Genomic DNA, 21,696 nt, shown 5'->3' on the forward strand with positions numbered 1-21,696 from the left:
GTTTCGATCTTCCAAGTAAAAACGCCCGCTTGCGCAGGCGTGGGGGTCATTCATCGCTATCGCAGGGATAGCTTCTAGGCCTTGGCCGCGGGGGCCGCTTGTCCGAGTGCGATCTTCAGCAGGTCGGCCACGGTGTTGGCGTTGAGCTTTTCCATGATGTTGGCGCGGTGCGCCTCGACCGTCTTGATGCTGATGCCCAGGTCGTCGGCGATCTGCTTGTTCAGGCGGCCGGCGACGATGCGCTCCAGCACCTGTGCCTCGCGGCCGGTGAGCTTGGACAGCAGCGCGTCGCGGCTGGCCGACTGCTGGTGCTGGGTGAAGGCGCCGCGCGCATGTTCGAGCATGCGCTCGACCAGCGTGACGAGTTCCTCGTCGTTGAAGGGCTTCTGGATGAAATCCATGGCGCCCTTCTTCATGCTGTCGACGGCCATCGGCACGTCGCCGTGGCCGGTGATGACCACGATCGGCAGCGGGGAGCGCCTCTCGATCAGCCGATCCTGCAGTTCGAGGCCGGTCATGCCGGCCATGCGGATGTCGACGATCAAACAGGCGACTTCGCGCGGGTCGTATCGGGAGAGAAAGGATTCGGCGGAATCGAAACAGCGGACTCTGTAGTCCTTGCCTTCGAGCAGCCATTGCAGCGAATCGCGTACGGCTTCGTCGTCGTCGACGACATAGACCGTGCCCTTCTTCGGAATCAAACTCATGCAGGTACCTTTGCCTCGTCGCTAGCTACGGAACTGATAGCGTCCAACACCGGAATCCAGAAGGAAAAACGGCATCCGATCACATCCGGACCATTGTAGATGTTCTCCGCCTGCATCCGGCCGCGATGCGACTCGACGATGGTGCGGCACAAATTGAGCCCGATGCCCATGCCTTCGGGCTTGGTGGAGAAGAAGGCCTCGTAGAGCCGGTCCATCACTTCCGGGGCCAGGCCCTTGCCGGTGTCCTGCACCGAGAATTCGATGGCGTTGTGGCCCTCGATCACCTTGGGCAGCACCCGCAGCTCGACGCTGCGGCGCGCCAGCGGGCGGTCCGCGATGTCGATGGATTCGGCCGCATTCTTCAGCAGGTTGACCATCACCTGCTCGATGAGGATCGGGTCGACGCGCACCACCGGCAGCCGTGCCGCCACGTAGTGGTTCAGGCGCACGTTGCGCCGGCGCAGCTCGATGCCGGCGAGTTCGACCGCCTCGCTCACCATGGTGGCCACGTCGGCCGGCGTGCGGTTGGGCTCGCTGCGCTTCACGAAGGAACGGATGCGCTGGATGATCTGGCCCGCGCGCTGGGCCTGCTTCGAGGTCTTTTCCAGGGCAGCAAGCAACGCCTCGGTGTCGATTGTCTGCCCCTTGATGCGCGACATCATCCCGTTGCAGTAGTTGGTGATGGCGGTCAGCGGCTGGTTGAGCTCGTGCGCCACGCTCGACGCCATTTCGCCCATCGTGATGAGGCGGCTGGCGGCCTGGGCCTTGTCGGCCTGCGCGGCGGCCTGTTCCTCGGCGTCGCGGCGGGGCGTGATGTCGGTCGCGATCACGAGCTGGGCAAGGCGGCCGTCCACCCAGGTCAGGTAGCGCGAGCGCACTTCGAGCCACTTGCCCAGGTGCGGCACGAAAATCTCGTTGTTGGCGGTCTGCGCGGCGGTGAGCGTGTCGATCGGCAGGCCCGCGTAGGGGTCGACGTCGTCCAGGCCCTCGTCATGCGCGTTCGACGCCGGCACGCCAGCCTGCGCGACCATGCCGAGGTGGCCCACGGTGTCTGAGCCGAACCATAGGCGGTACAGCTTGTTGGCGAACAGCAGTTCCTCGGAGCCGATGGGCGCCACCGACACGGCCGCGTCCAGTGCCTCGAGCACCGTCGTGAAGCGCTCGTAGGAAGCAGAGAGCTGCTCCCGAATGCGCGTGGGCTCGGTGATGTCGGTCATCGACGTCATCCAGCCGGTCTGGTGGCCGCGCGCGTCGATCAGCGGCGACACGTAAAGGCGGGCGTTGAACACGCTGCCGTTCTTGCGCTTCACCCGCACCTGGAAGCCGCCGGGCAGGGCGCGGCCGTGCAGTTCTTCTTCGAGCCGCTCGTTCATCACTTCGCGGTCGGATTCGAGCCAGTAGGGGAAGGGTGGCGACTGGCCGACCAGCTCTTCCTCGCTCCAGCCCGTCATCGCGCAGAACGCGGCGTTCACGTAGGTGATGCGGCCCTGCAGGTCGAGCACCCGCATGCCGGTCAGCATGGAGTTTTCCATGGCCCGGCGGAAGTTGGTCTCGGCCACCAGCCGTTGTTGCGCCTGCAGCCGTCGGCGCGTGTGGCGCCAGGTGCCGATCAGCATCCAGCTCGTGAGCACGCTGAGCGCGCAGACCAGCCAGAACAGCCCATTGCCGACCACGCCCTGCGAGGTGCGGTAGGCCTGCGCCCGCAGCACCAGCGCGTTGCCGACGGGAGACACCGGCACTTCGTATTCATTGGTGCGCTCGGTCCAGGGCAGCAGGCGGGTGCCGCTGTCCTTCAGGTTGGTGGTGTTGCCGGCGATCACGTGGCCCTTGGCGTCGAGCAGCGACACTGCGTAGCGCGCCTGCACCTCGGACGGCATGCCGTAGCGCAGCAGGCCGTCGACCGAGAACTCGCCGAGCACCACGCCCGCGAACAGGCCCTGGTCGAACAGGGGAATGTGCAGTTGCAGCATCGCCGGAGGATCGCCGCCGGCCACCGGCTGCGAGTACACCGGCTGGCGCAACTCCCGCGCCAGCGCGTAGTTGCTTTCGATGTCGCCGGGGCGCAGCACGTCGCCGATCAGGTGCTGCTGCGCCGGGTGCACGCTGGGCGCGGCGTAGCCGGCCTTGAAGCGGCGGCGGTCATCGATCCAGGTGATGGTCTGCAGCTCGGGAAACTGGCTCACCAGCGACTCGGCGCGGCTGGTGAATTCGATGGGGTCGATCTCGCGGTTGGAGGCGTCGCGCGCGATGCGCATCAGTTGCTCCTGCCGCTCGAGCAGCCTCAGGCGCATGCGCTGCTGTGCGTATTCGACGTCGCGGCGGACCGACTCCTGCTCGCGCTCGACCTCCTCGGTGCGCAGATACCAGAAGGCCGACACGATGGCCGCGAGAAAGAGCAGCACGGCGGCCATCGGCGCGAGCATCGCGACTGCGTCCTGCAGCACCGGCGTCTGCTTGCGCCACCACCTGCGCCACCAGGAGAGGGGCGAGGCGTTCACGGCACTGCGGGCAACCGCCAGCGGGGAAGAAAGAGGCATGGCCCGAGTTTAGGTGATGGCCCCCTTGGCAGCGACTGGAATGCCGCAGCGCCATGGGCCCCGGCATGGTTGGACTTCGGTTGCCGGAAGTCATTGAAATATCACATTAAGAAATCACCAAGCACTATTTGAAATTTGAATATTTCTATGAGAAACTCCGCCGCGCTGATCGCATAGCGCACTAAATTACCGCCACAGCCCTAAAAGGAGAGACAAGCATGTCGGCAAATCCCGAGAACCTGTTCGGCTCGGCCGCGAATGACGCGGACGCCCAGGAGACCCGTGAATGGATGGATGCACTGTCCTCCGTCATCCAGAGCGAGGGTCCCGAGCGGGCCCACTTCCTTCTCGAGCAGCTGCTCGAGCATGCCCGCCAGAACACGGTCGACATGCCGTTCTCGGCCAACACGGGCTATGTCAACACCATCGAGCCTTCGCAGGAGGCTCGCAGCCCCGGCAACCTCGAAATCGAACAGCGCCTGCGCGCCTACATGCGCTGGAACGCGATGGCCATGGTGGTCAAGGCCAACCGCCACCATCCGGCCGAAGGCGGCGACCTGGGCGGCCACATCGGCTCCTTCGCCTCGCTGGCAAGCATGTTCGGCGCCGGCTTCAACCACTTCTGGCACGCCGAGAGCGAAAACCACGGCGGCGACCTGCTCTACATCCAGGGCCACGTTTCACCCGGCATCTATGCCCGCGCCTACCTCGAAGGCCGCCTCTCCGAAGAGCAACTGCTCAACTTCCGCCAGGAAGTCGACGGCAAGGGCCTGTCGAGCTACCCGCACCCCAAGCTGATGCCGGAGTTCTGGCAGTTCCCCACCGTCTCGATGGGCCTCGGCCCGCTGATGGCGATCTACCAGGCGCGCTTCCTCAAGTACCTGCATGCACGCGGCATCGCCAATACCGAGAACCGCAAGGTGTGGGTCTTCTGCGGCGACGGTGAAATGGACGAAGTCGAATCGCTGGGCGCCATCGGCCTGGCGGCGCGCGAGAACCTCGACAACCTGATCTTCGTCATCAACTGCAACCTGCAGCGCCTGGACGGCCCGGTGCGCGGCAACGGCAAGATCATCCAGGAGCTCGAAGGCGAGTTCCGCGGCGCCAACTGGAACGTCGTCAAGCTGATCTGGGGCAAGGGCTGGGACGCCCTGCTCGAGAAGGACCATGACGGCGCGCTGCGCAAGATCATGATGGAGTGCAACGACGGCGACTACCAGTCGTTCAAGGCCAACGACGGCGCCTACGTGCGCAAGAACTTCTTCGGCCGCGATCCGCGCACGCTGAAGATGGTCGAGCACATGACCGACGACGAGGTCTGGAACCTGCAGCGCGGCGGCCATGACTCGCAGAAGGTGTACGCCGCCTTCCATTCGGCCCAGAACCACAAGGGCCAGCCCACCGTGCTGCTCGTCAAGACCGTCAAGGGCTTCGGCATGGGCAAGATCGGCGAAGGCAAGAACACGGTCCACCAGACCAAGAAGCTCGGCGACGAAGACATCAAGGCCTTCCGCGACCGCTTCAACATCCCGATTCCCGATAGCCAGATCGCCGAGCTGCCGTTCTACAAGCCGGCGGACGATACGCCGGAAATGCGCTACCTGCACGAGCGCCGCAAGGCCCTCGGCGGGTACCTGCCGCACCGCCGCGTCAAGGCCGACGAGAGCTTCACGGTGCCGTCGCTCGACACCTTCAAGGCAGTGATGGAGCCCACGGCCGAGGGCCGCGAGATCTCGACCACGCAAGCCTACGTGCGCTTCCTCACGCAGCTGCTGCGCGACAAGGCGCTGGGCCCGCGCGTGGTGCCCATCCTGGTGGACGAGGCTCGCACCTTCGGCATGGAAGGCCTGTTCCGCCAGATCGGCATCTACAACCCGCACGGTCAGCAGTACACCCCGGTCGACAAGGACCAGGTCATGTACTACAAGGAAGACAAGGCCGGCCAGATCCTGCAGGAAGGCATCAACGAAGCCGGCGGCATGTCGAGCTGGATCGCTGCGGCCACGTCGTACAGCACGAACAACCGCATCATGGTGCCGTTCTACGTGTACTACTCGATGTTCGGCTTCCAGCGCATCGGCGACCTGGCCTGGGCGGCCGGCGACATGCAGGCCCGCGGCTTCCTGCTGGGCGGCACCTCCGGGCGCACCACGCTGAACGGCGAAGGCCTGCAGCACGAAGACGGTCACAGCCACATCCTGGCCAACACCATCCCGAACTGCGTGAGCTACGACCCGACCTTCGCGCATGAAGTCGGCGTGATCCTGCACCACGGCCTCAAGCGCATGGTCGAGAAGCAGGACAACGTCTACTACTACATCACGCTGCTCAACGAGAACTACGCGATGCCCGGCCTGCAGCCCGGCACCGAAGAGCAGATCATCAAGGGCATGTACCTGTCGAAGCAGGGCCCCGCGCTCAAGGCCAAGGCACCCACGGTGCAACTGCTGGGCAGCGGCACCATCCTGCGCGAGAGCTTTGCCGCGCAAGAACTGCTGGAGAAGGACTGGGGCGTGTCGGCTTCCGTGTGGAGCTGCCCGAGCTTCAACGAGCTGACCCGCGACGGCCAGGACGCCGACCGCTGGAACCTGCTGCACCCCGACCAGACGCCGCGCGTGCCTTTCGTGGCCGAGCAGCTCGCGGCCTCGACCGGCCCGGTGGTCGCATCGACCGACTACATGAAGGCCTACGCCGAGCAGATCCGCCCCTTCATCCCGAAGGGCCGCACCTACAAGGTGCTCGGCACCGACGGTTTCGGCCGCAGCGACTTCCGCAACAAGCTGCGCGAGCACTTCGAGATCAACCGCCACTACATCGTGGTGGCCGCGCTCAAGGCGCTGAGCGAAGACGGCACCGTGCCGGTGGCCAAGGTGGTGGAAGCGATCAAGAAGTACGGCATCAATGTCGACAAGGTCAACCCGCTTTACGCCTGACCCTCAACAATCAACGAACGAAACGGCGCCTCACGGCGGGAGACAAACGATATGGCAGCAGTGGAAGTCAAGGTGCCGGACATCGGCGATTTCGATGAAGTCGCGGTGATCGAGGTGCTCGTGAAGGTGGGCGACACGGTCAAGGCCGAGCAGTCGCTCATCACGGTGGAATCGGACAAGGCGTCGATGGAAATCCCGTCGTCCACGGCCGGTGTGGTCAAGGAGCTGAAGGTCGAGGTCGGCAGCAAGGTGAAGGAGGGCTCGGTGGTGCTCGTGCTCGAGGCCGAGGGAGCGGGTGCTGCTGCACCGGCCCCGGCGGCGGCTCCTGCTGCTGCCGCCCCCGCGCCCGCGGCCGCCGCGCCGGCCCCTGCTGCCGCGCCTGCGGCGGCGTCGGGTCCGGTCGAGGTCAAGGTGCCGGACATCGGCGATTTCAAGGACGTCGCGGTCATCGAGCTGCTCGTGAAGGTCGGCGACACGGTCAAGGCCGAGCAGTCGCTCATCACGGTGGAGTCGGACAAGGCTTCGATGGAAATTCCGTCGTCGGCGGGCGGCGTGCTCAAGGAACTCAAGGTCAAGGTCGGCGACACGGTCAACATCGGCGACCTGATCGCCGTGCTCGAAGGCACTGCTGCCGCGGCGCCTGCGCCCGCACAGGCCGCTGCTGCCGCCGCGCCCGCCGCGGCAACCGCCAGCGCACCCGCGCCAGCCGCTGCCGCACCGGCGCCCGCCGCGAGCCCGGCCGCTGCCGCCGCTGCGCATGACCCGACCGTCGCCCCCAGCGGCAAGCTGCCGCACGCGTCCCCGTCGGTGCGCAAGTTCGCCCGCGAACTCGGCGTGCCGCTCGAAGAGGTCAAGGGTTCCGGCCTCAAGGGCCGCATCACGCAGGAAGACATTCAGAGCTTCACCAAGGCCGTGATGAGTGGCCAGGCCAGCACCAAGGCTTCCGCAGCCAAGGCGCCGGCCGGTGGTGGCGGAGATGGCGCTGCGCTGGGCCTCATTCCGTGGCCGAAGGTCGACTTCACCAAGTTCGGCACGGTCGAGCGCAAGGACCTGTCGCGCATCAAGAAGCTCAGCGGTGCCAACCTGCATCGCAACTGGGTGATGATCCCGCACGTCACCAATAACGACGAAGCAGACATCACCGAGCTCGAAGCCTTCCGCGTCTCCACGAACAAGGAGAACGAGAAGTCGGGCGTCAAGGTCACGATGCTGGCCTTCGTCATCAAGGCGGTGGTCGCGGCGCTGAAGAAATTCCCCGAGTTCAACACCAGCCTGGACGGCGACCAGCTCGTCTACAAGCAGTACTACAACATCGGCTTCGCGGCGGACACGCCCAATGGCCTGGTGGTTCCGGTGCTGAAGGATGCCGACAAGAAGGGCATCCTGCAGATCAGCGCCGAGATGGGCGAACTGGCCAAGAAGGCGCGCGACGGCAAGCTCGGTTCGGCCGACATGCAGGGCGGCTGCTTCTCGATCAGCTCGCTCGGCGGCATCGGCGGCACGCACTTCACGCCCATCATCAACGCCCCTGAAGTGGCCATCCTCGGCCTCTCCAAGGGCCAGATGAAGCCGGTGTGGGACGGCAAGCAGTTCGTGCCGCGCCTGACGCTGCCGATGTCGCTGTCTTACGACCACCGCGTGATCGACGGCGCCCTGGCTGCGCGTTTCAACGCCTACCTGGGCCAGGTGCTCGCGGACTACCGTCGAATCCTGCTATGACCACCGTAGTGGCCGTCCGCAAGGGTGGCCAGGTCACGATGGCAGCCGATTCTCTGGTGACCTTCGGCGACACGCGGCTTTCGCACCGCGCCGAGGCGAACCAGAAGATCTTCACCGTCGAGGACGCGGCGGGCACCAGCCTGTTCGCGATGGCCGGCGCCGCCGCGCACTTCCTGGTGCTGCAGCATGCGCTGGCCGCGCAACCGCGCGAGAAGCTGCTGTTCGGCAGCAAGCACGAGATCTTCCGCACCTTCACGATGCTGCATCCGGTGCTGAAGGACTCGTTCTTCATGCAGACCAAGGAAGACGACCATGAGCCCTACGAGTCGAGCCAGTTCACGATGCTGATGGCCAACCCGAGCGGCATCTACGGCATCTACAGCTACCGCGAGGTGTTCGAGTTCAAGGAGTTCTGGGCCATCGGCTCGGGACGCAGCTTTGCGCTCGGTGCCATGCACGCGGCCTATGACATCAAGTCGCGCACCTCGCGCGAAGTGGCGGAGGCAGGCATTGCCGCCGCCTGCGAATTCGATCGCAATTCGGCCCCACCGGTCGACGTTCTCACACTCAAACTGAAAGTGTCCAAATGAGCGAACAACAAATCAAGGTGCCCGACATCGGCGACTTCGACGAAGTCGCGGTGATCGAGGTGCTGGTCAATGTCGGAGACACTGTCAAGGCCGAGCAGTCGCTGATCACGGTCGAATCGGACAAGGCCTCGATGGAAATCCCGTCGTCCGCCGCCGGCGTGGTGAAGGCGCTGGCCGTGAAGGTGGGCGACAAGGTCAAGGAAGGCTCTGTCGTGCTGACGCTGGAAGTCGACGGCGCCGCCGCGGCCGCACCCGCTGCTGCAGCACCGGCTCCCGCTGCCGCCGCTGCACCCAATGCAGCCCCCGCGCCCAAGGCCGCACCAGCGCCGGCTCCCGCCTCTGCGGCCGTGGCCGTGTCGAGCTACGGCGGCAAGGTCGATGTCGAATGCGACGTGGTCGTGCTCGGCGCCGGCCCCGGCGGCTATTCGGCCGCCTTCCGTGCGGCCGACCTCGGCCTGAAGGTCGTGCTGGTCGAGCGCTACGCCACCCTCGGCGGCGTGTGCCTGAACGTCGGCTGCATCCCGTCGAAGGCGCTGCTGCACGTGGCCTCCGTCATGGACGAGGTCAAGCACTTCGCCGACCTGGGCGTGAGCTTTGCCGCCCCGACGGTCGACCGCGCCAAGCTGCTGGGCCACAAGAACAAGGTGGTGGGCAAGCTCACCGGCGGCCTCACGGCCATGGCCAAGATGCGCAAGGTGACGGTGCTGCGCGGCGTCGGCAATTTCATCGATCCGTACCACCTCGAAGTGGACGAAACCTCGGGCACGAGCTGGGACACCACGGGCAGCAAGCAGACCGTCAAGTTCCGCAACGCCATCATCGCGGCCGGCTCGCAGGCCGTGAGCCTGCCCTTCATGCCGAAGGACCCGCGCGTGGTCGACTCGACCGGCGCGCTCGAAATGGGTACGGACCCCAAGCGCATGCTGATCCTGGGCGGCGGCATCATCGGCCTGGAGATGGGCACGGTGTATTCGACCCTGGGCGCACGCCTGGATGTGGTCGAAATGCTCGACGGCCTGATGCAGGGCGCCGACCGCGACCTGGTCAAGGTCTGGCAGAAGATGAACGCGCCGCGCTTCGACAACATCATGCTCAAGACCAAGACGGTCGGCGCCGAAGCCACGAAGGAGGGGATCAAGGTCACCTTCGAGGGCGAGAACGCGCCGAAGGAGCCGCAGGTGTACGACCTGGTGCTGCAGGCCGTGGGCCGCAGCCCCAACGGCAAGAAGATCGGCGCCGAGAAGGCCGGCGTCACGGTGAGCGACCGCGGCTTCATTCCGGTCGACATCCAGATGCGCACCAATGTGCCGCACATCTTCGCCATCGGCGACATCGTGGGCCAGCCCATGCTGGCGCACAAGGCGGTGCACGAGGCTCACGTGGCGGCCGAAGTGATCGCGGGTGAGCAGAAGGGCGACAAGGCGCTGTCCAGCGCAGCCTTCAACGCCCGCGTGATCCCGAGCGTGGCCTACACCGACCCCGAGGTGGCATGGGTCGGCCTGACCGAGGACCAGGCCAAGGCCGAGGGCATCAAGATCAAGAAGGGGCACTTCCCGTGGTCGGCATCGGGCCGCGCTATTGCGAACGGTCGCGACGAGGGCTTCACCAAGCTGCTGTTCGACGCCGAGACGCATCGCATCCTGGGTGGCGGCATCGTCGGCACGCATGCCGGCGACATGCTCGGCGAGATTGCGCTGGCCATCGAGATGGGCGCCGACGAAATCGACATCGGCAAGACCATCCATCCGCACCCGACGCTGGGCGAAAGCATCGGCATGGCGGCGGAAGTGGCGCACGGCACCTGCACGGACTTGCCGCCGGCCCGCAAGAGCTGATTTCCGGCTTGAAAGGGGCGCTTGTCGAGCGCCCATAAAAAAATCCCGCCGCGGCGGGATTTTTTTCGTCCTGGATTCCCAGGGCTGGGCTCAGTTGCCGCTGTGTGCGACGGCTGCCGCCTTCACTTCATCCGTGGGGCCGGCCAGCACGCGGCGGGCACCATCGAAGCGGCGCTGCCAGTAGCTGCCGTTCATGTCTTCCACGCGAACCTGGGCGCCGGAGCGCGGCGAGTGGATGAACTTGCCTTCGCCGACGTAGATGCCGACATGGCTGAAGGCGCGGCGCATGGTGTTGAAGAACACGAGGTCGCCGGGCTTGAGCTGCTCGCGGTCGATCTTCTCGGTGGCGGCGGCCTGCTCTTCGGCGCGACGGGGGAGCATGTGGCCCACCGTCTGGTTGTACATGGCACGAACGAAGCCGCTGCAATCGAAGCCTGCTTCCGCCGTGTTGCCGCCACGGCGATAGGGCACGCCGAGGAAGCCGATGGCAGTGACCACGAGGTCGGAGGTTCGTTCGGAGACTGTTTGACGCACCTGCTGCAGCTGGCCGATCAGGCCTTTGTCTGCAAGCATGCGGGCCATCTCGTCGTCAGATCGGTCCTGTTGAGGGGCTGCGTGGGCAGCGACGGCAAGCAGGAGGGACGCGGGTAGGACGAAAAAACGCATGGCGCGTAGGATATTGATGACGCGCGGTTATGTCAATTTAATCAGAATTAGCGATTGCCATCGTAAACCATTGATCTACATGGATTTTTTCGATTCGGCCAAAGAAAAAATGTAACGGTGAACGTTTATGGTCCATAAGTGGTTGTCATGAAACGGGCCTTCGTTGCCGAGCTGGACAGCAGGGAAAGCTGATTCCGGTCGCCATATCCCGCCAAGATGATGTCATCCGACAGGAAAAGATATGAACTTGCGGGCTAGTGCGCCGATGCGTCTTCTTGAAATTTTTTCGCCGTCATTGGGCTGGGCTTTTGCCGTGCTGTCGCGCAGATGCGCTGCGAGACGGTCACTGGCTGCTGCGCCTGCTGTTTGGCTAAAGCGCGGCTGTCAGCCGGGGCACCCTGGCAGCGGCAGCGTCGGCAGCATGCGTTGCCACAGGCGCTTCCATTCGGGCCAGTCGTGGCCGCCTTCGGTGGTGAAGACGCGTTCCGCGGGCAGGGCCGCCGCAAGCAGCCGGTGGCTGAAGGCGAAACGGTCGTCCACGCCGTAGCCCAGGTAGAGCGGTGGGCGCGGCGCCGCAGTCTGCGTGAAGCCCACGTAGCCGCGCAACCATTGCCAGAGCTGTGTTTCGTTCGGCGCGCGGGGAATGCCTTCCCCCGGATCCGTCAGCGGGCCGCGCCATTGCGCGAGTCCGCCGGCGTTGGCAATGTCGGTGCTCTGCGCGCGTTCGCCGAGGTAGGGCGCGAGCGTCACCACGCCGGAGAGTTCGCCGGGATGGGTCTGCGCATACAGCAGGCCGCCGAATCCGCCGACCGAGATGCCGACGATCCAGATATGGCGGTAGCCATGCTGGCGTGCCGGCACCATCACGTCGGCGCTCAGGCGTTCGAGGATGCTCTTGTTGTGGTAGTAGCCCAGGTGTGCGTCGACCAGCATCACGTCCGCGGCGAGCCGGGCGTCGCGCACGGCATCGACGAAGCCCTCGCGCGTGAATTCGTCGGGGGTGGAATAGGCGCCGGGCAGCATGACCAGCAGCGTGTCGACGTTCCGTGCGCAATTGCTTTTCTCGAGTGTGGTCGCCATCGGCACGGTGGCCTTGCGTATGCCGCCGCAGGCCGCGACCAGCAGGGCCGCTCCGATTCCCAGGGCTGCAAGGCAAAGACGTGTCGACAGAAGCTTCATGCGCCGCAGTTTAGGCGTGGCGAGACGCCGGCAGGTCGACCATCACCGGTTGCCCTGGCGTGGTGCAGCCGGTGTCGCAGCATTTGCCGGGCTGGCGGTTGCGGGTGATGGCGCGTCCCGGGTCGTGCGGCGCGGCGGCGGGCGATCCATCGGCCGCGATGCCGCGCTCGAGGATCCGCTCCACCAGTTCGACCTTGGAGCCGACCGGGTAGTTGCGCCAGATTTCCTGCTTCATGGCCGCCGGCGAGCCGCCGCCGTGCAGGCTGATCACGCTGTACCAGCCGCCCTGGTAGCCGGCCGTCAGGTCTTCGATGAAGCGGGCGGTCTCGATGCGCTGCTCGTAGGGGATGGCCGGATTGGCGCGCAGCACGTCCGCCAGTCGGGCGGCGGTCTCGGGGTTGTGGTCTTCGTCGGGGCCGGGCAGGGTGACGATGAGCCCGCCGCTCACGTAGTGGGCGATGCGGTGCATGTCGTAGATCTTCGTGGCCAGCAGCAGCTTGCCGATGTTGCTGAACACCGGGTCGGGCATGAAGACTTCGCAGTGCTCGTCGGCCTTGCCGTAGACGCTGGCCGCCACGCCGCAGGCGAAGAAACTTTCGGTGATGGTGATGAGCTCGACCATCTGCTCGCGCAGGTGGCTTTCCTTGCCCGGGTCGAAGCCGTTGGCCTCGCACATGAGCGCGCCGGCGCCGATCAGCAGGTCGCCGAAGCCCGCCCGCGCGCCGATGCAGCTGTGGCGGTGGTGCGTGGCGTAGCTGTAGGTCAGGTGGCCGGAATGCTCCCATTCCCCGGCGTAGAACACGCGCTCCCAGGGCACGAAGACCTTGTCGAACATGCATACGCCGGTGCTCTGGCCGTACTTGCGGCTGAAGAGGGCGTCGCCATGCTCGAGCTTTTCCCCGGGGCGCCCAGCGGGGCGGGCGACGATGGTGAGCCCCGGCGCGTCCAGCGGCACGGCGCAGCAGACGGCGAAGTCGGCGTCTTCCTTGCCCATGTTGCGGCAGGGCATGACCAGCAGTTCATGCACATAGGGCGCTCCCGTCACGATGGCCTTGGTGCCCGAAATGACGATGCCGCGCGCATTGCGCTCCACCACGTGCAGGTAGCTGTCGACGTTGGCCTGTTCGTGCGGCCGGCGGCTGCGGTCGCCCTTGGCGTCGGTCATGGCGACGCCCAGCGTCAGGTCCTGGTCCTGCACGCGGTGCAGGTACTCGTGGAAGCGTGCGGTGTGCTCGGTGCTGCCGCGCGCGTCGTCGATGCGGGCCGACACCTGAGCGATGGCGTTGAGCGCGTCATGCGTCAGGTAGCGCTGGGCGCAGCCGGTTTCCTGGCAGACCAGCCGCACCGCCTCCAGCTTGTTGAGCAGGTCGCCGGAGCCGGTGTTGATGTGCGACAGCCGGTTCACGCGCTTGCCGCTGGTGTGCTGCACCGCCGTCATCAGCGGCTCGTATTCCTTGCGCAGCGCGTAGTCGTAGGTAAGGGCGATGGCATTGATACCGGGCTGGAAGGCGGGCTCGTCGGCCACGCTGTCTACGCGGCGGCCATCCACGAAGACGGTGGGGCGGTAGCGGCGCAGCGATTCGCGGTAGTCGGCGCCGGACATCAGCGTGGCGGTGGGGAGCGGGGCGTTCATCGTTTCTTGTCTCCATGGGTTTTCTGAGCTTCCGGGCAAAATTTGAACACTGTTTAATTTTTTGATCAATGCTCGAAATTTTGTATAGTCCCGCCCATGCATGCCAAGCTCCAACGCCGCCAGGCGCTCACAGACGCTCGCCGCGCACTGGTGCTCGACGCCGCCCGCGCCGTGTTCCTGGAGGCCGGCATCGAGGGCGCGAGCATTCGCGAAATCGCGCGCAGGGCCGGCTACACGCCGGGCGCCATCTACTCCTATTTCGAGAGCAAGGAAGCGATCTACGGCGCGTTGCTCGACGAATCGATCCAACGTCTGCAGACAGCCGTCGCAGATGCGCCCGAGTCCGAAGGCCGCCCTGACAAGACGCTGGCCGCCAAAGCCCAGGCCTGGTTCGACTTCTACGCCGCGAACCCGCGCGAGCTAGACCTCGGCTTCTATCTGGTGCAGGGCATGCGCCCGCGCGGCCTGACCAGCGAGCTCGACCACGAACTCAACGACCATCTGCATCAAGCCCTGCGCCCCTGCGAAGAAGCGCTGCAGGCCATGGGCCTCGACGCGGAGGGCGCCCTGCGGGAGAACACCTCCCTGTTCGCGCACGGAGTGGGCCTGCTGCTGATGCAGCACACGGGGCGCATCCGCATGTTCAGGCAGTCGGCCGACGCGCTGTTCAAGGCCTACGTGGCGCAGCTCGTGCAGCGCGTTGCCGCCCGGGCGGCCAAACCCGGTCTTTTCGGTGGTACGGTTTAGCCCAACCTAAACCTCTACAAGAAAGAATCTGTTCATGCTGCTCGACGCTTCGCAATCCCAACTCGTGCTGGTCGACTACCAGGCACGGCTGATGCCGGCGGTCTTCGAAAACGAGGCCGTTGCGAAGAATGCCGTGCGCCTCGGCCAGATGGCGAAATGGGTCGACGTGCCTGTCTGGGGTACTGAGCAGAACCCGTCCAAGCTGGGCGAGAACCTGCCGGACATCCGTGCGCTGTGCAAGAAGACGCTGGCGAAGATGCACTTCAGCGGCGTGGAAGAGGGCCTGGGCGAGTGGCTGCGCGCGCCGGCCAAGGCCGCCCCGCAAGGCAATGCCCGGAGCCTGCCGAAGCATCTGCAGAAGCCGCAGGCCGCGCCCGAAGAGCGCAACACCATCGTGATCGCCGGCTGCGAAGCGCACGTCTGCCTGCTGCAGACCGCGCTCGACCTGCTGGAAGACGAGTTCGAAGTCTGGGTCGTCACCGACGCCTGCAGCTCGCGCACCGAGCGCAACCGCGACGCCGCGTTCGACCGGCTGGCCGGTGCCGGCGCCGAGCTGGTGACGACCGAGATGGTCGGCTTCGAGTGGCTGCGCACCGCCGAGCACCCGGCGTTCCGCGACCTGCAGGCCCTGATCCGTTAAGCCCTATAGCCCGGCGCGGCTGCGGGAGTGGGGCTCGGCCGGATTGTCCCGGTCGTCAGCTTGCTGCAAGATCGGTCTCCATAATTATGAATTCAGTTTTGGCGTGACAGCCGAAACGAAAACATAAAACGGAGACAAATCCAGATGAGCCGCTTTGAAGAGTTCCATCGCCAGTCCGTGGATGCGCCCGAGGCCTTCTGGGCCGAGCAGGCCCAACTGATCGACTGGCATACCCCGGCGCAGCAGATCCTCGACGCCAGCCAGCCGCCGTTCGCGCGCTGGTTCGTGGGCGGCACCACCAACCTGTGCCACAACGCCGTCGACCGGCATCTGGCCGAGCGCGGCAGCCAGCCCGCGCTGATCTTCGTTTCCACTGAAACCGGCGTCGAAAAGAGCTACAGCTTCGACGAGCTGCACGCCGAAGTGCAGCGCACCGCCGCTAGCCTTGTCGAACTCGGTGTCGGCAAGGGCGACCGGGTGCTCATCTACATGCCGATGATTCCCGAGGCCGCGTTCGCGATGCTGGCCTGCGCACGCATCGGCGCTATCCACTGCGTGGTGTTCGGCGGCTTCGCGAGCGTTTCGCTGGCCACGCGCATCGAAGATGCCGAGCCCAAGGTGGTCGTGAGTGCCGATGCCGGCTCGCGCGGCGGCAAGGTCATCGCGTACAAGCCGCTGCTCGACGAGGCGATCCGCCTGTCGAAGCACAAGCCCTCGGCCGTGCTGCTCACCGACCGCGGCCTGGCTCCCATGGACCTGACACCAGGGCGCGACCACCTCGCCGCCGACCTGCGCCAGAAGCACATCGATGCCGAGGTGCCCTGCACCTGGCTCGCCTCGACCGACATCAGCTACACCATCTACACGAGCGGGACCACCGGCAAGCCCAAGGGCGTGCAACGCGACGTGGGCGGCTACGCGGTGGCGCTGGCCGCGAGCATGAAGCACATCTTCGACGGCCGGCCCGGCGAAACCTACTTCTCGACCAGCGACATCGGCTGGGTGGTGGGCCACAGCTACATCGTCTACGGCCCGCTGATCGCGGGCATGGCGACCATCGTGTACGAGGGCCTGCCCACGCAGGGCATCGACCGCCAGCCCGACGGCGGCATCTGGTGGCGCCTCGTCGAGAAATACAAGGTGACGGTGATGTTCAGCGCGCCCACCGCTGTGCGAGTGCTCAAGAAGCAGGACCCGGCCCTGCTGAAGAAGTACGACCTGTCGAGCCTGCGCGCGCTGTTCCTGGCCGGCGAGCCGCTCGACGAGCCCACTGCGCGCTGGATCAGCGAGGGCCTGGGTGTGCCGATCATCGACAACTACTGGCAGACCGAATCGGGCTGGCCGATGATCACCATTGCCAACGGCGTCGAGGCCAAGGCCAGCAAGTTCGGCAGCCCGGGCGTGCCGATGTACGGCTACCGCATCAAGATCCTGCACGAGTCGACCGGCGAGGAGCTGACCGGTGCCAACGAGAAGGGCGTGGTCGTGGTCGAGGGGCCGACTCCGCCCGGTTTCATGCAGACCGTGTGGAAGGACGACGCGCGCTTCGTCAACACCTACTGGAAAAGCGTTCCCGGCAAGATGGTCTATTCGACCTTCGACTGGGGCATTCGCGACGAGGATGGCTATTTCTACATCCTCGGGCGCACCGACGACGTGATCAACGTGGCGGGCCACCGCCTCGGCACGCGCGAGATCGAGGAGAGCATTTCGGGCCATGCCAACGTCGCGGAAGTGGCGGTGGTCGGCGTGGCCGATGCGCTCAAGGGCCAGGTTGCGATGGCTTTCGTCGTTCCGAAGGACGGAAAGGCCGTGGCCGATGCCGACCTGGCGCTCAGGCTCGAGGGCGAGATCATGAAGCTGGTGGCCGACCAGCTCGGAGCGCTGGCCCGCCCCGCTCGCGTGCGCTTCGTGAGCGGACTGCCCAAGACGCGCAGCGGCAAATTGCTGCGCCGCGCCATCCAGGCCGTCTGCGAGCAACGCGACCCGGGCGACCTGACCACCATCGACGACCCCGCCACGCTGCAGCAGATCAAACAGTTACTTTCTTCGCCCTGAGTTATCTCCAAGGGGGTTGCAGGCTCCCTTTGAGCCGTCATATGGTTGACGTGGCACAATGCCAAGGTACTCAGGCCCTTCCCCAGCCACAGTCGCATCCGCCAACCGGTTCAGCCGTGTCGCGGAAGGTTTCTTAACCAGCTAGTGCTTCCTTCAGGGAAGCGAAGGTCAGCGGATCATGAGCGATTCATCGACGCCATCGGCGTACACCGCCTATCAAGGCAACACATACCTCTTCGGCGGCAATGCCCCCTATGTCGAAGAGATGTATGAAAACTACCTCTCCAACCCCGGCAGCGTGCCCGACAACTGGCGTTCGTATTTCGACGCGTTGCAGAACGTTCCCGCCGCCGACGGCACCAACACCCGCGACGTCCCGCACCTGCCGGTCATCAACGCCTTCGCCGAACGCGCGAAGCAGGGCACGACCAAGGTCGTGCAGGCCAGCGGCGCCGATTCCGAACTCGGCCGCAAGCGCACCTCCGTCCAGCAGCTGATTGCCGCCTACCGCAACGTCGGCGCCCGCTGGGCCGACCTCGATCCGCTCAAGCGCGCCGAGCGTCCCGCCATTCCTGAACTCGAGCCCTCGTTCTACGGTTTCACCGATGCCGACCTCGAGACGGTGTTCAACACCAGCAACACCTTCTTCGGCAAGGAGACCATGTCGCTGCGCGACCTGCTCAACGCCTTGCGCGAAACGTACTGCGGCACGATGGGCGCCGAGTACATGTACACCACCGACCAGAACCACAAGCGCTGGTGGCAGCAGCGGCTCGAAAGCGCCCGCACCAACCCCAAGCTGAGCGCCGAGCAGAAGAAGCACGTGCTGAGCCGCCTGACGGCCGCCGAAGGCCTCGAGCGCTTCCTGCACACCAAGTACGTCGGCCAGAAGCGTTTCTCGCTCGAAGGCGGCGAAAGCTTCATCGTCGCGATGGACGAGCTGATCAACCAGGCCGGCGTCAAGGGCGTGCAGGAAATCGTGATCGGCATGGCCCACCGCGGCCGCCTGAACGTGCTGGTCAACTCGCTCGGCAAGATGCCGGCCGACCTGTTCGCCGAGTTCGACCACACCGCCCCCGAAGAGCTGCCCAGCGGCGACGTCAAGTACCACCAGGGCTTCAGCTCGGACGTGACCACCCCCGGCGGCCCGGTGCACCTGAGCCTCGCGTTCAACCCCTCGCACCTTGAAATCGTGAACCCCGTGGTCGAAGGCTCGGTGCGTGCCCGCATGGACCGCCGCGGCGACCCGCTGGGCAAGCAGGTGCTGCCCGTGATCGTGCACGGCGACGCCGCCTTCGCAGGCCAGGGCGTCGTGATGGAAACGCTGGCGCTGGCCGAAACCCGTGGCTACTCCACCGGCGGTACGGTGCATTTCGTCATCAACAACCAGATCGGCTTCACCACCAGCGACCCGCGCGACAGCCGCTCGACGCTGTACTGCTCGGACATCGTCAAGATGATCGAGGCGCCCGTGCTGCACGTGAACGGCGACGATCCCGAAGCCGTGGTGCTCGCCACCCAGATCGCCCTGGACTTCCGCATGGAATTCCAGAAGGACGTGGTCGTGGACATCATCTGCTTCCGCAAGCTGGGCCACAACGAGCAGGACACCCCTTCGCTCACCCAGCCGCTGATGTACAAGAAGATCGCCCAGCACCCCGGCACGCGCAAGCTGTACGCCGACAAACTGGCCGCTCAAGGCCTGGGCGACACGCTCGGCGACGACATGGTCAAGGCGCAGCGCGCGGCCTTCGACGAAGGCAAGAACACCGTCGACCCCGTGCTCACCAACTTCAAGAGCAAGTACGCCGTCGACTGGAGCCCGTACCTCAACAAGAAGTGGACCGATGCCGGCGACACCGCCATTCCGTCCACCGAGTGGAAGCGCCTGGCCGAGAAGATCACGGCCGTGCCGCAAGGCTTCACGGTGCACCCGCTCGTGAAGAAGGTGCTGGACGACCGCGCAGCCATGGGCCGCGGCGACGTCAACATCGACTGGGGCATGGGCGAGCACATGGCCTTCGCCTCGCTGGTGGCCAGCGGCTACCCGGTGCGCCTGTCGGGTGAAGACTCCGGCCGCGGCACGTTCACGCACCGCCACGCCGTGCTGCACGACCAGAACCGCGAGAAGTTCGACACCGGCACCTACACGCCGCTGCAGAACGTGGCCGACAACCAGGCTCCGTTCGTCGTGATCGACTCGATCCTGTCGGAAGAAGCCGTGCTCGCGTTCGAATACGGCTACGCCTCGAACGACCCGAACACGCTCGTCATCTGGGAAGCCCAGTTCGGCGACTTCGTGAACGGCGCGCAAGTGGTGATCGACCAGTTCATCGCCTCGGGCGAAGTGAAGTGGGGCCGCGTCAACGGCCTGACCATGATGCTGCCGCACGGCTACGAAGGCCAGGGCCCCGAGCACAGCTCGGCACGCCTGGAGCGCTTCATGCAGCTGAGCGCGGACACCAACATGCAGGTGGTGCAACCCACCACGGCCAGCCAGATCTTCCACGTGCTGCGCCGCCAGATGGTGCGCAACCTGCGCAAGCCGCTGATCATCCTCACGCCCAAGTCGCTGCTGCGCAACAAGGACGCGACCTCGCCGCTGGCCGAATTCACCAAGGGCAGCTTCCAGACCGTCATTCCCGACAGCAAGGGCCTGAAGGCCGAGAAGGTCAAGCGCCTGATCGCCTGCTCGGGCAAGGTCTACTACGACCTGGCCAAGAAGCGCGAGGAACTGGGCAGCGAAGACGTGGCGATCATCCGCGTCGAGCAGCTCTATCCGTTCCCGCACAAGGCGTTTGCCGCCGAGATCAAGAAGTATCCGAACCTCGTCGACGTGGTCTGGTGCCAGGACGAGCCGCAGAACCAGGGCGCCTGGTTCTTCGTGCAGCACTACATCCACGAAAACATGCAGGACGGCCAGAAGCTCGGCTACTCCGGCCGTGCCGCATCGGCGTCGCCGGCGGTGGGCTACTCGCACCTGCACCAGGAACAGCAGAAGGCGCTGGTCGACGGCGCGTTCGCCAAGCTCAAGGGCTTCGTGCTGACCAAGTAATACCTGTCCCTTTTCACACGAACACCCTAAAGAACAAAACGGAGCTCACTCCACATGTCTATCGTAGAAGTCAAAGTCCCCCAGCTTTCCGAATCCGTGGCCGAGGCCACCATGCTCACCTGGAAGAAGAAGGCCGGCGAAGCCGTCGCCGTCGATGAAATCCTGATCGAGATCGAGACCGACAAGGTCGTGCTGGAAGTGCCCGCGCCATCGGCTGGCGTGCTGGCCGAAATCGTGCAGCCCGACGGCGCCACCGTGGTGGCCGAGCAGCTGATCGCCAAGATCGACACCGAAGGCAAGGCTTCGGCCGCCGCCCCGGCTGCCGCTGCCGCCCCCGCGGCTGCTGCGCCTGCCCCGGCAGCCGCCGCAGTCGCCGCCACCGGTGGCTCGAAGGCCGACGTGGCCATGCCCGCCGCCGCCAAGCTGCTGGCCGACAACAACCTGAAGACCAGCGACGTCGCCGGCACCGGCAAGGACGGCCGCGTCACCAAGGGTGACGTGCTCGGCGCCGTCGCTTCGGGCGCCAAGCCCGCTGCACCTGCCGCCACCGTCGCCACGCCGGCCGCCAAGCCCGCGCTGCCGCAAGTCGTAGCGCCCACCAGCGCGCCCGACCTGGGCGAGCGTCCGGAACAGCGCGTGCCGATGAGCCGCCTGCGCGCCCGCATCGCCGAGCGCCTGCTGCAGTCGCAATCGACCAACGCCATCCTGACGACCTTCAACGAAGTCAACATGGCGCCGGTCATGGAACTGCGCAAGCGCTTCCAGGACAGCTTCACCAAGGAACACGGCGTGAAGCTCGGCTTCATGTCCTTCTTCGTGAAGGCCGCCGTGCACGCGCTGAAGAAGTACCCGGTGATCAACGCCTCGGTCGACGGCAACGACATCCTGTACCACGGCTACTTCGACATCGGCATCGCCGTCGGTTCGCCGCGCGGCCTGGTGGTGCCGATCCTGCGCAATGCCGACCAGATGAGCTTCGCCGACATCGAGAAGAAGATCGCCGAGTTCGGCAAGAAGGCGCAAGACGGCAAGCTGGGCATCGAAGACATGACCGGCGGCACGTTCTCCATCTCGAACGGCGGCACCTTCGGCTCGATGCTCTCGACCCCGATCATCAACCCGCCCCAGTCGGCCATCCTGGGCGTGCACGCCACCAAGGACCGCGCCGTGGTGGAAAACGGCCAGATCGTCATCCGTCCGATGAACTACCTCGCCATGAGCTATGACCACCGCATCATCGACGGCCGCGAAGCCGTGCTGGGCCTGGTCGCCATGAAGGAAGCGCTCGAAGACCCGTCGCGCCTGCTGTTCGATATCTGATCCACCCCCAGTCTTCGCGCACTTCGTGTCGCTTCGCCAGCCCCCTCGCGGGGGCAACACCTGCGGCCCGGCAAAGC

14 protein-coding genes are annotated in these 21,696 nt (G+C 65.6%); 9 read left to right on the plus strand and 5 right to left on the minus strand.

Features of this window, described 5'->3' with window-relative positions; all coding sequences use genetic code 11:
* Window positions 1–74 precede the first annotated feature (74 nt).
* Together ACWV14_RS14270 and ACWV14_RS14275 are read right to left on the minus strand one after the other, a co-directional pair.
* Window positions 75–707, minus strand: coding sequence for a response regulator transcription factor (locus ACWV14_RS14270; RefSeq protein ID WP_012747279.1), 633 nt, complete (start codon window positions 705–707; stop codon window positions 75–77).
* Window positions 704–3,244: a PAS domain-containing sensor histidine kinase gene (locus tag ACWV14_RS14275; RefSeq protein ID WP_454909200.1), complete on the minus strand. Its 2,541-nt coding sequence runs from the start codon at window positions 3,242–3,244 to the stop codon at window positions 704–706. Before ACWV14_RS14275 ends, ACWV14_RS14270 begins: the two co-directional genes overlap by 4 nt.
* Window positions 3,245–3,462: 218 nt before the next feature.
* Between ACWV14_RS14275 and aceE the strand changes: the two genes are divergently transcribed.
* From aceE to lpdA, 4 genes are read left to right on the plus strand one after another with little or no spacing between them, the layout of a single operon-like run.
* Complete coding sequence (aceE, locus tag ACWV14_RS14280) at window positions 3,463–6,177, plus strand: pyruvate dehydrogenase (acetyl-transferring), homodimeric type (protein ID WP_454909201.1); 2,715 nt, start codon at window positions 3,463–3,465, stop codon at window positions 6,175–6,177.
* A gap of 51 nt (window positions 6,178–6,228) precedes the next feature.
* Window positions 6,229–7,896, plus strand: a complete 1,668-nt coding sequence (gene aceF / locus ACWV14_RS14285; protein ID WP_454909202.1) for a dihydrolipoyllysine-residue acetyltransferase — start codon at window positions 6,229–6,231, stop codon at window positions 7,894–7,896.
* Complete coding sequence (locus ACWV14_RS14290; protein ID WP_422086267.1) at window positions 7,893–8,486, plus strand: Ntn hydrolase family protein; 594 nt, start codon at window positions 7,893–7,895, stop codon at window positions 8,484–8,486. The genes aceF and ACWV14_RS14290 overlap by 4 nt, the downstream gene beginning before the upstream one ends.
* A complete protein-coding gene (gene lpdA, locus ACWV14_RS14295) occupies window positions 8,483–10,321 on the plus strand; it encodes a dihydrolipoyl dehydrogenase (RefSeq protein WP_454909203.1) in 1,839 nt (612 codons plus the stop codon). The genes ACWV14_RS14290 and lpdA overlap by 4 nt, the downstream gene beginning before the upstream one ends.
* Before the next feature lie 90 nt (window positions 10,322–10,411).
* On the opposite strand, the gene ACWV14_RS14300 is transcribed toward lpdA, so the two are convergent.
* The 3 genes from ACWV14_RS14300 to ACWV14_RS14310 all read right to left on the minus strand — a co-directional run bounded on the left by ACWV14_RS14300 (window position 10,412) and on the right by ACWV14_RS14310 (window position 13,799).
* Entirely contained in the window at window positions 10,412–10,987 is a 576-nt protein-coding gene (locus tag ACWV14_RS14300; RefSeq protein ID WP_237674678.1) for a C40 family peptidase, read from the minus strand.
* Window positions 10,988–11,371: 384 nt separating this feature from the next.
* Window positions 11,372–12,166 carry an alpha/beta fold hydrolase gene (locus tag ACWV14_RS14305; RefSeq protein ID WP_454909204.1) on the minus strand — a complete coding sequence of 265 codons (795 nt, stop codon included), beginning with the start codon at window positions 12,164–12,166 and terminating at the stop codon, window positions 11,372–11,374.
* Window positions 12,167–12,176: 10 nt separating this feature from the next.
* Window positions 12,177–13,799, minus strand: a complete 1,623-nt coding sequence (locus ACWV14_RS14310) for a 4-hydroxyphenylacetate 3-hydroxylase family protein (RefSeq protein ID WP_454909205.1) — start codon at window positions 13,797–13,799, stop codon at window positions 12,177–12,179.
* A gap of 96 nt (window positions 13,800–13,895) precedes the next feature.
* Here ACWV14_RS14310 and ACWV14_RS14315 point away from each other — a divergent pair, with 96 nt between their 5' ends.
* The 5 genes from ACWV14_RS14315 to odhB all read left to right on the plus strand — a co-directional run bounded on the left by ACWV14_RS14315 (window position 13,896) and on the right by odhB (window position 21,619).
* Window positions 13,896–14,546, plus strand: a complete 651-nt coding sequence (locus ACWV14_RS14315; protein WP_454909206.1) for a TetR/AcrR family transcriptional regulator — start codon at window positions 13,896–13,898, stop codon at window positions 14,544–14,546.
* Between the two features lie 34 nt (window positions 14,547–14,580).
* A complete protein-coding gene (locus ACWV14_RS14320; protein ID WP_422086272.1) occupies window positions 14,581–15,186 on the plus strand; it encodes an isochorismatase family protein in 606 nt (201 codons plus the stop codon).
* A gap of 123 nt (window positions 15,187–15,309) precedes the next feature.
* Window positions 15,310–17,244, plus strand: coding sequence for a propionate--CoA ligase (locus ACWV14_RS14325; protein WP_454909632.1), 1,935 nt, complete (start codon window positions 15,310–15,312; stop codon window positions 17,242–17,244).
* Between the two features lie 178 nt (window positions 17,245–17,422).
* Window positions 17,423–20,299: a 2-oxoglutarate dehydrogenase E1 component gene (locus ACWV14_RS14330; protein ID WP_454909207.1), complete on the plus strand. Its 2,877-nt coding sequence runs from the start codon at window positions 17,423–17,425 to the stop codon at window positions 20,297–20,299.
* A 54-nt stretch (window positions 20,300–20,353) separates the two neighbouring features.
* The gene (gene odhB / locus ACWV14_RS14335; RefSeq protein WP_454909208.1) at window positions 20,354–21,619 is read left to right on the plus strand and encodes a 2-oxoglutarate dehydrogenase complex dihydrolipoyllysine-residue succinyltransferase; all 1,266 of its coding nucleotides are present in this window, start codon (window positions 20,354–20,356) and stop codon (window positions 21,617–21,619) included.
* The last annotated feature ends 77 nt before the right edge of the window (window positions 21,620–21,696 follow it).

It is taken from the genome of Variovorax durovernensis (assembly GCF_977011995.1).

Bases quoted from the DNA above. Each gene is read 5' to 3' on its own strand.
- ACWV14_RS14270 (WP_012747279.1), bottom strand. From the start codon at position 707: ATGAGTTTGATTCCGAAGAAGGGCACGGTCTATGTCGTCGACGACGAC.
- ACWV14_RS14275 (WP_454909200.1), bottom strand. From the start codon at position 3,244: ATGCCTCTTTCTTCCCCGCTGGCGGTTGCCCGCAGTGCCGTGAACGCC.
- aceE (WP_454909201.1), top strand. From the start codon at position 3,463: ATGTCGGCAAATCCCGAGAACCTGTTCGGCTCGGCCGCGAATGACGCG.
- aceF (WP_454909202.1), top strand. From the start codon at position 6,229: ATGGCAGCAGTGGAAGTCAAGGTGCCGGACATCGGCGATTTCGATGAA.
- ACWV14_RS14290 (WP_422086267.1), top strand. From the start codon at position 7,893: ATGACCACCGTAGTGGCCGTCCGCAAGGGTGGCCAGGTCACGATGGCA.
- lpdA (WP_454909203.1), top strand. From the start codon at position 8,483: ATGAGCGAACAACAAATCAAGGTGCCCGACATCGGCGACTTCGACGAA.
- ACWV14_RS14300 (WP_237674678.1), bottom strand. From the start codon at position 10,987: ATGCGTTTTTTCGTCCTACCCGCGTCCCTCCTGCTTGCCGTCGCTGCC.
- ACWV14_RS14305 (WP_454909204.1), bottom strand. From the start codon at position 12,166: ATGAAGCTTCTGTCGACACGTCTTTGCCTTGCAGCCCTGGGAATCGGA.
- ACWV14_RS14310 (WP_454909205.1), bottom strand. From the start codon at position 13,799: ATGAACGCCCCGCTCCCCACCGCCACGCTGATGTCCGGCGCCGACTAC.
- ACWV14_RS14315 (WP_454909206.1), top strand. From the start codon at position 13,896: ATGCATGCCAAGCTCCAACGCCGCCAGGCGCTCACAGACGCTCGCCGC.
- ACWV14_RS14320 (WP_422086272.1), top strand. From the start codon at position 14,581: ATGCTGCTCGACGCTTCGCAATCCCAACTCGTGCTGGTCGACTACCAG.
- ACWV14_RS14330 (WP_454909207.1), top strand. From the start codon at position 17,423: ATGAGCGATTCATCGACGCCATCGGCGTACACCGCCTATCAAGGCAAC.
- odhB (WP_454909208.1), top strand. From the start codon at position 20,354: ATGTCTATCGTAGAAGTCAAAGTCCCCCAGCTTTCCGAATCCGTGGCC.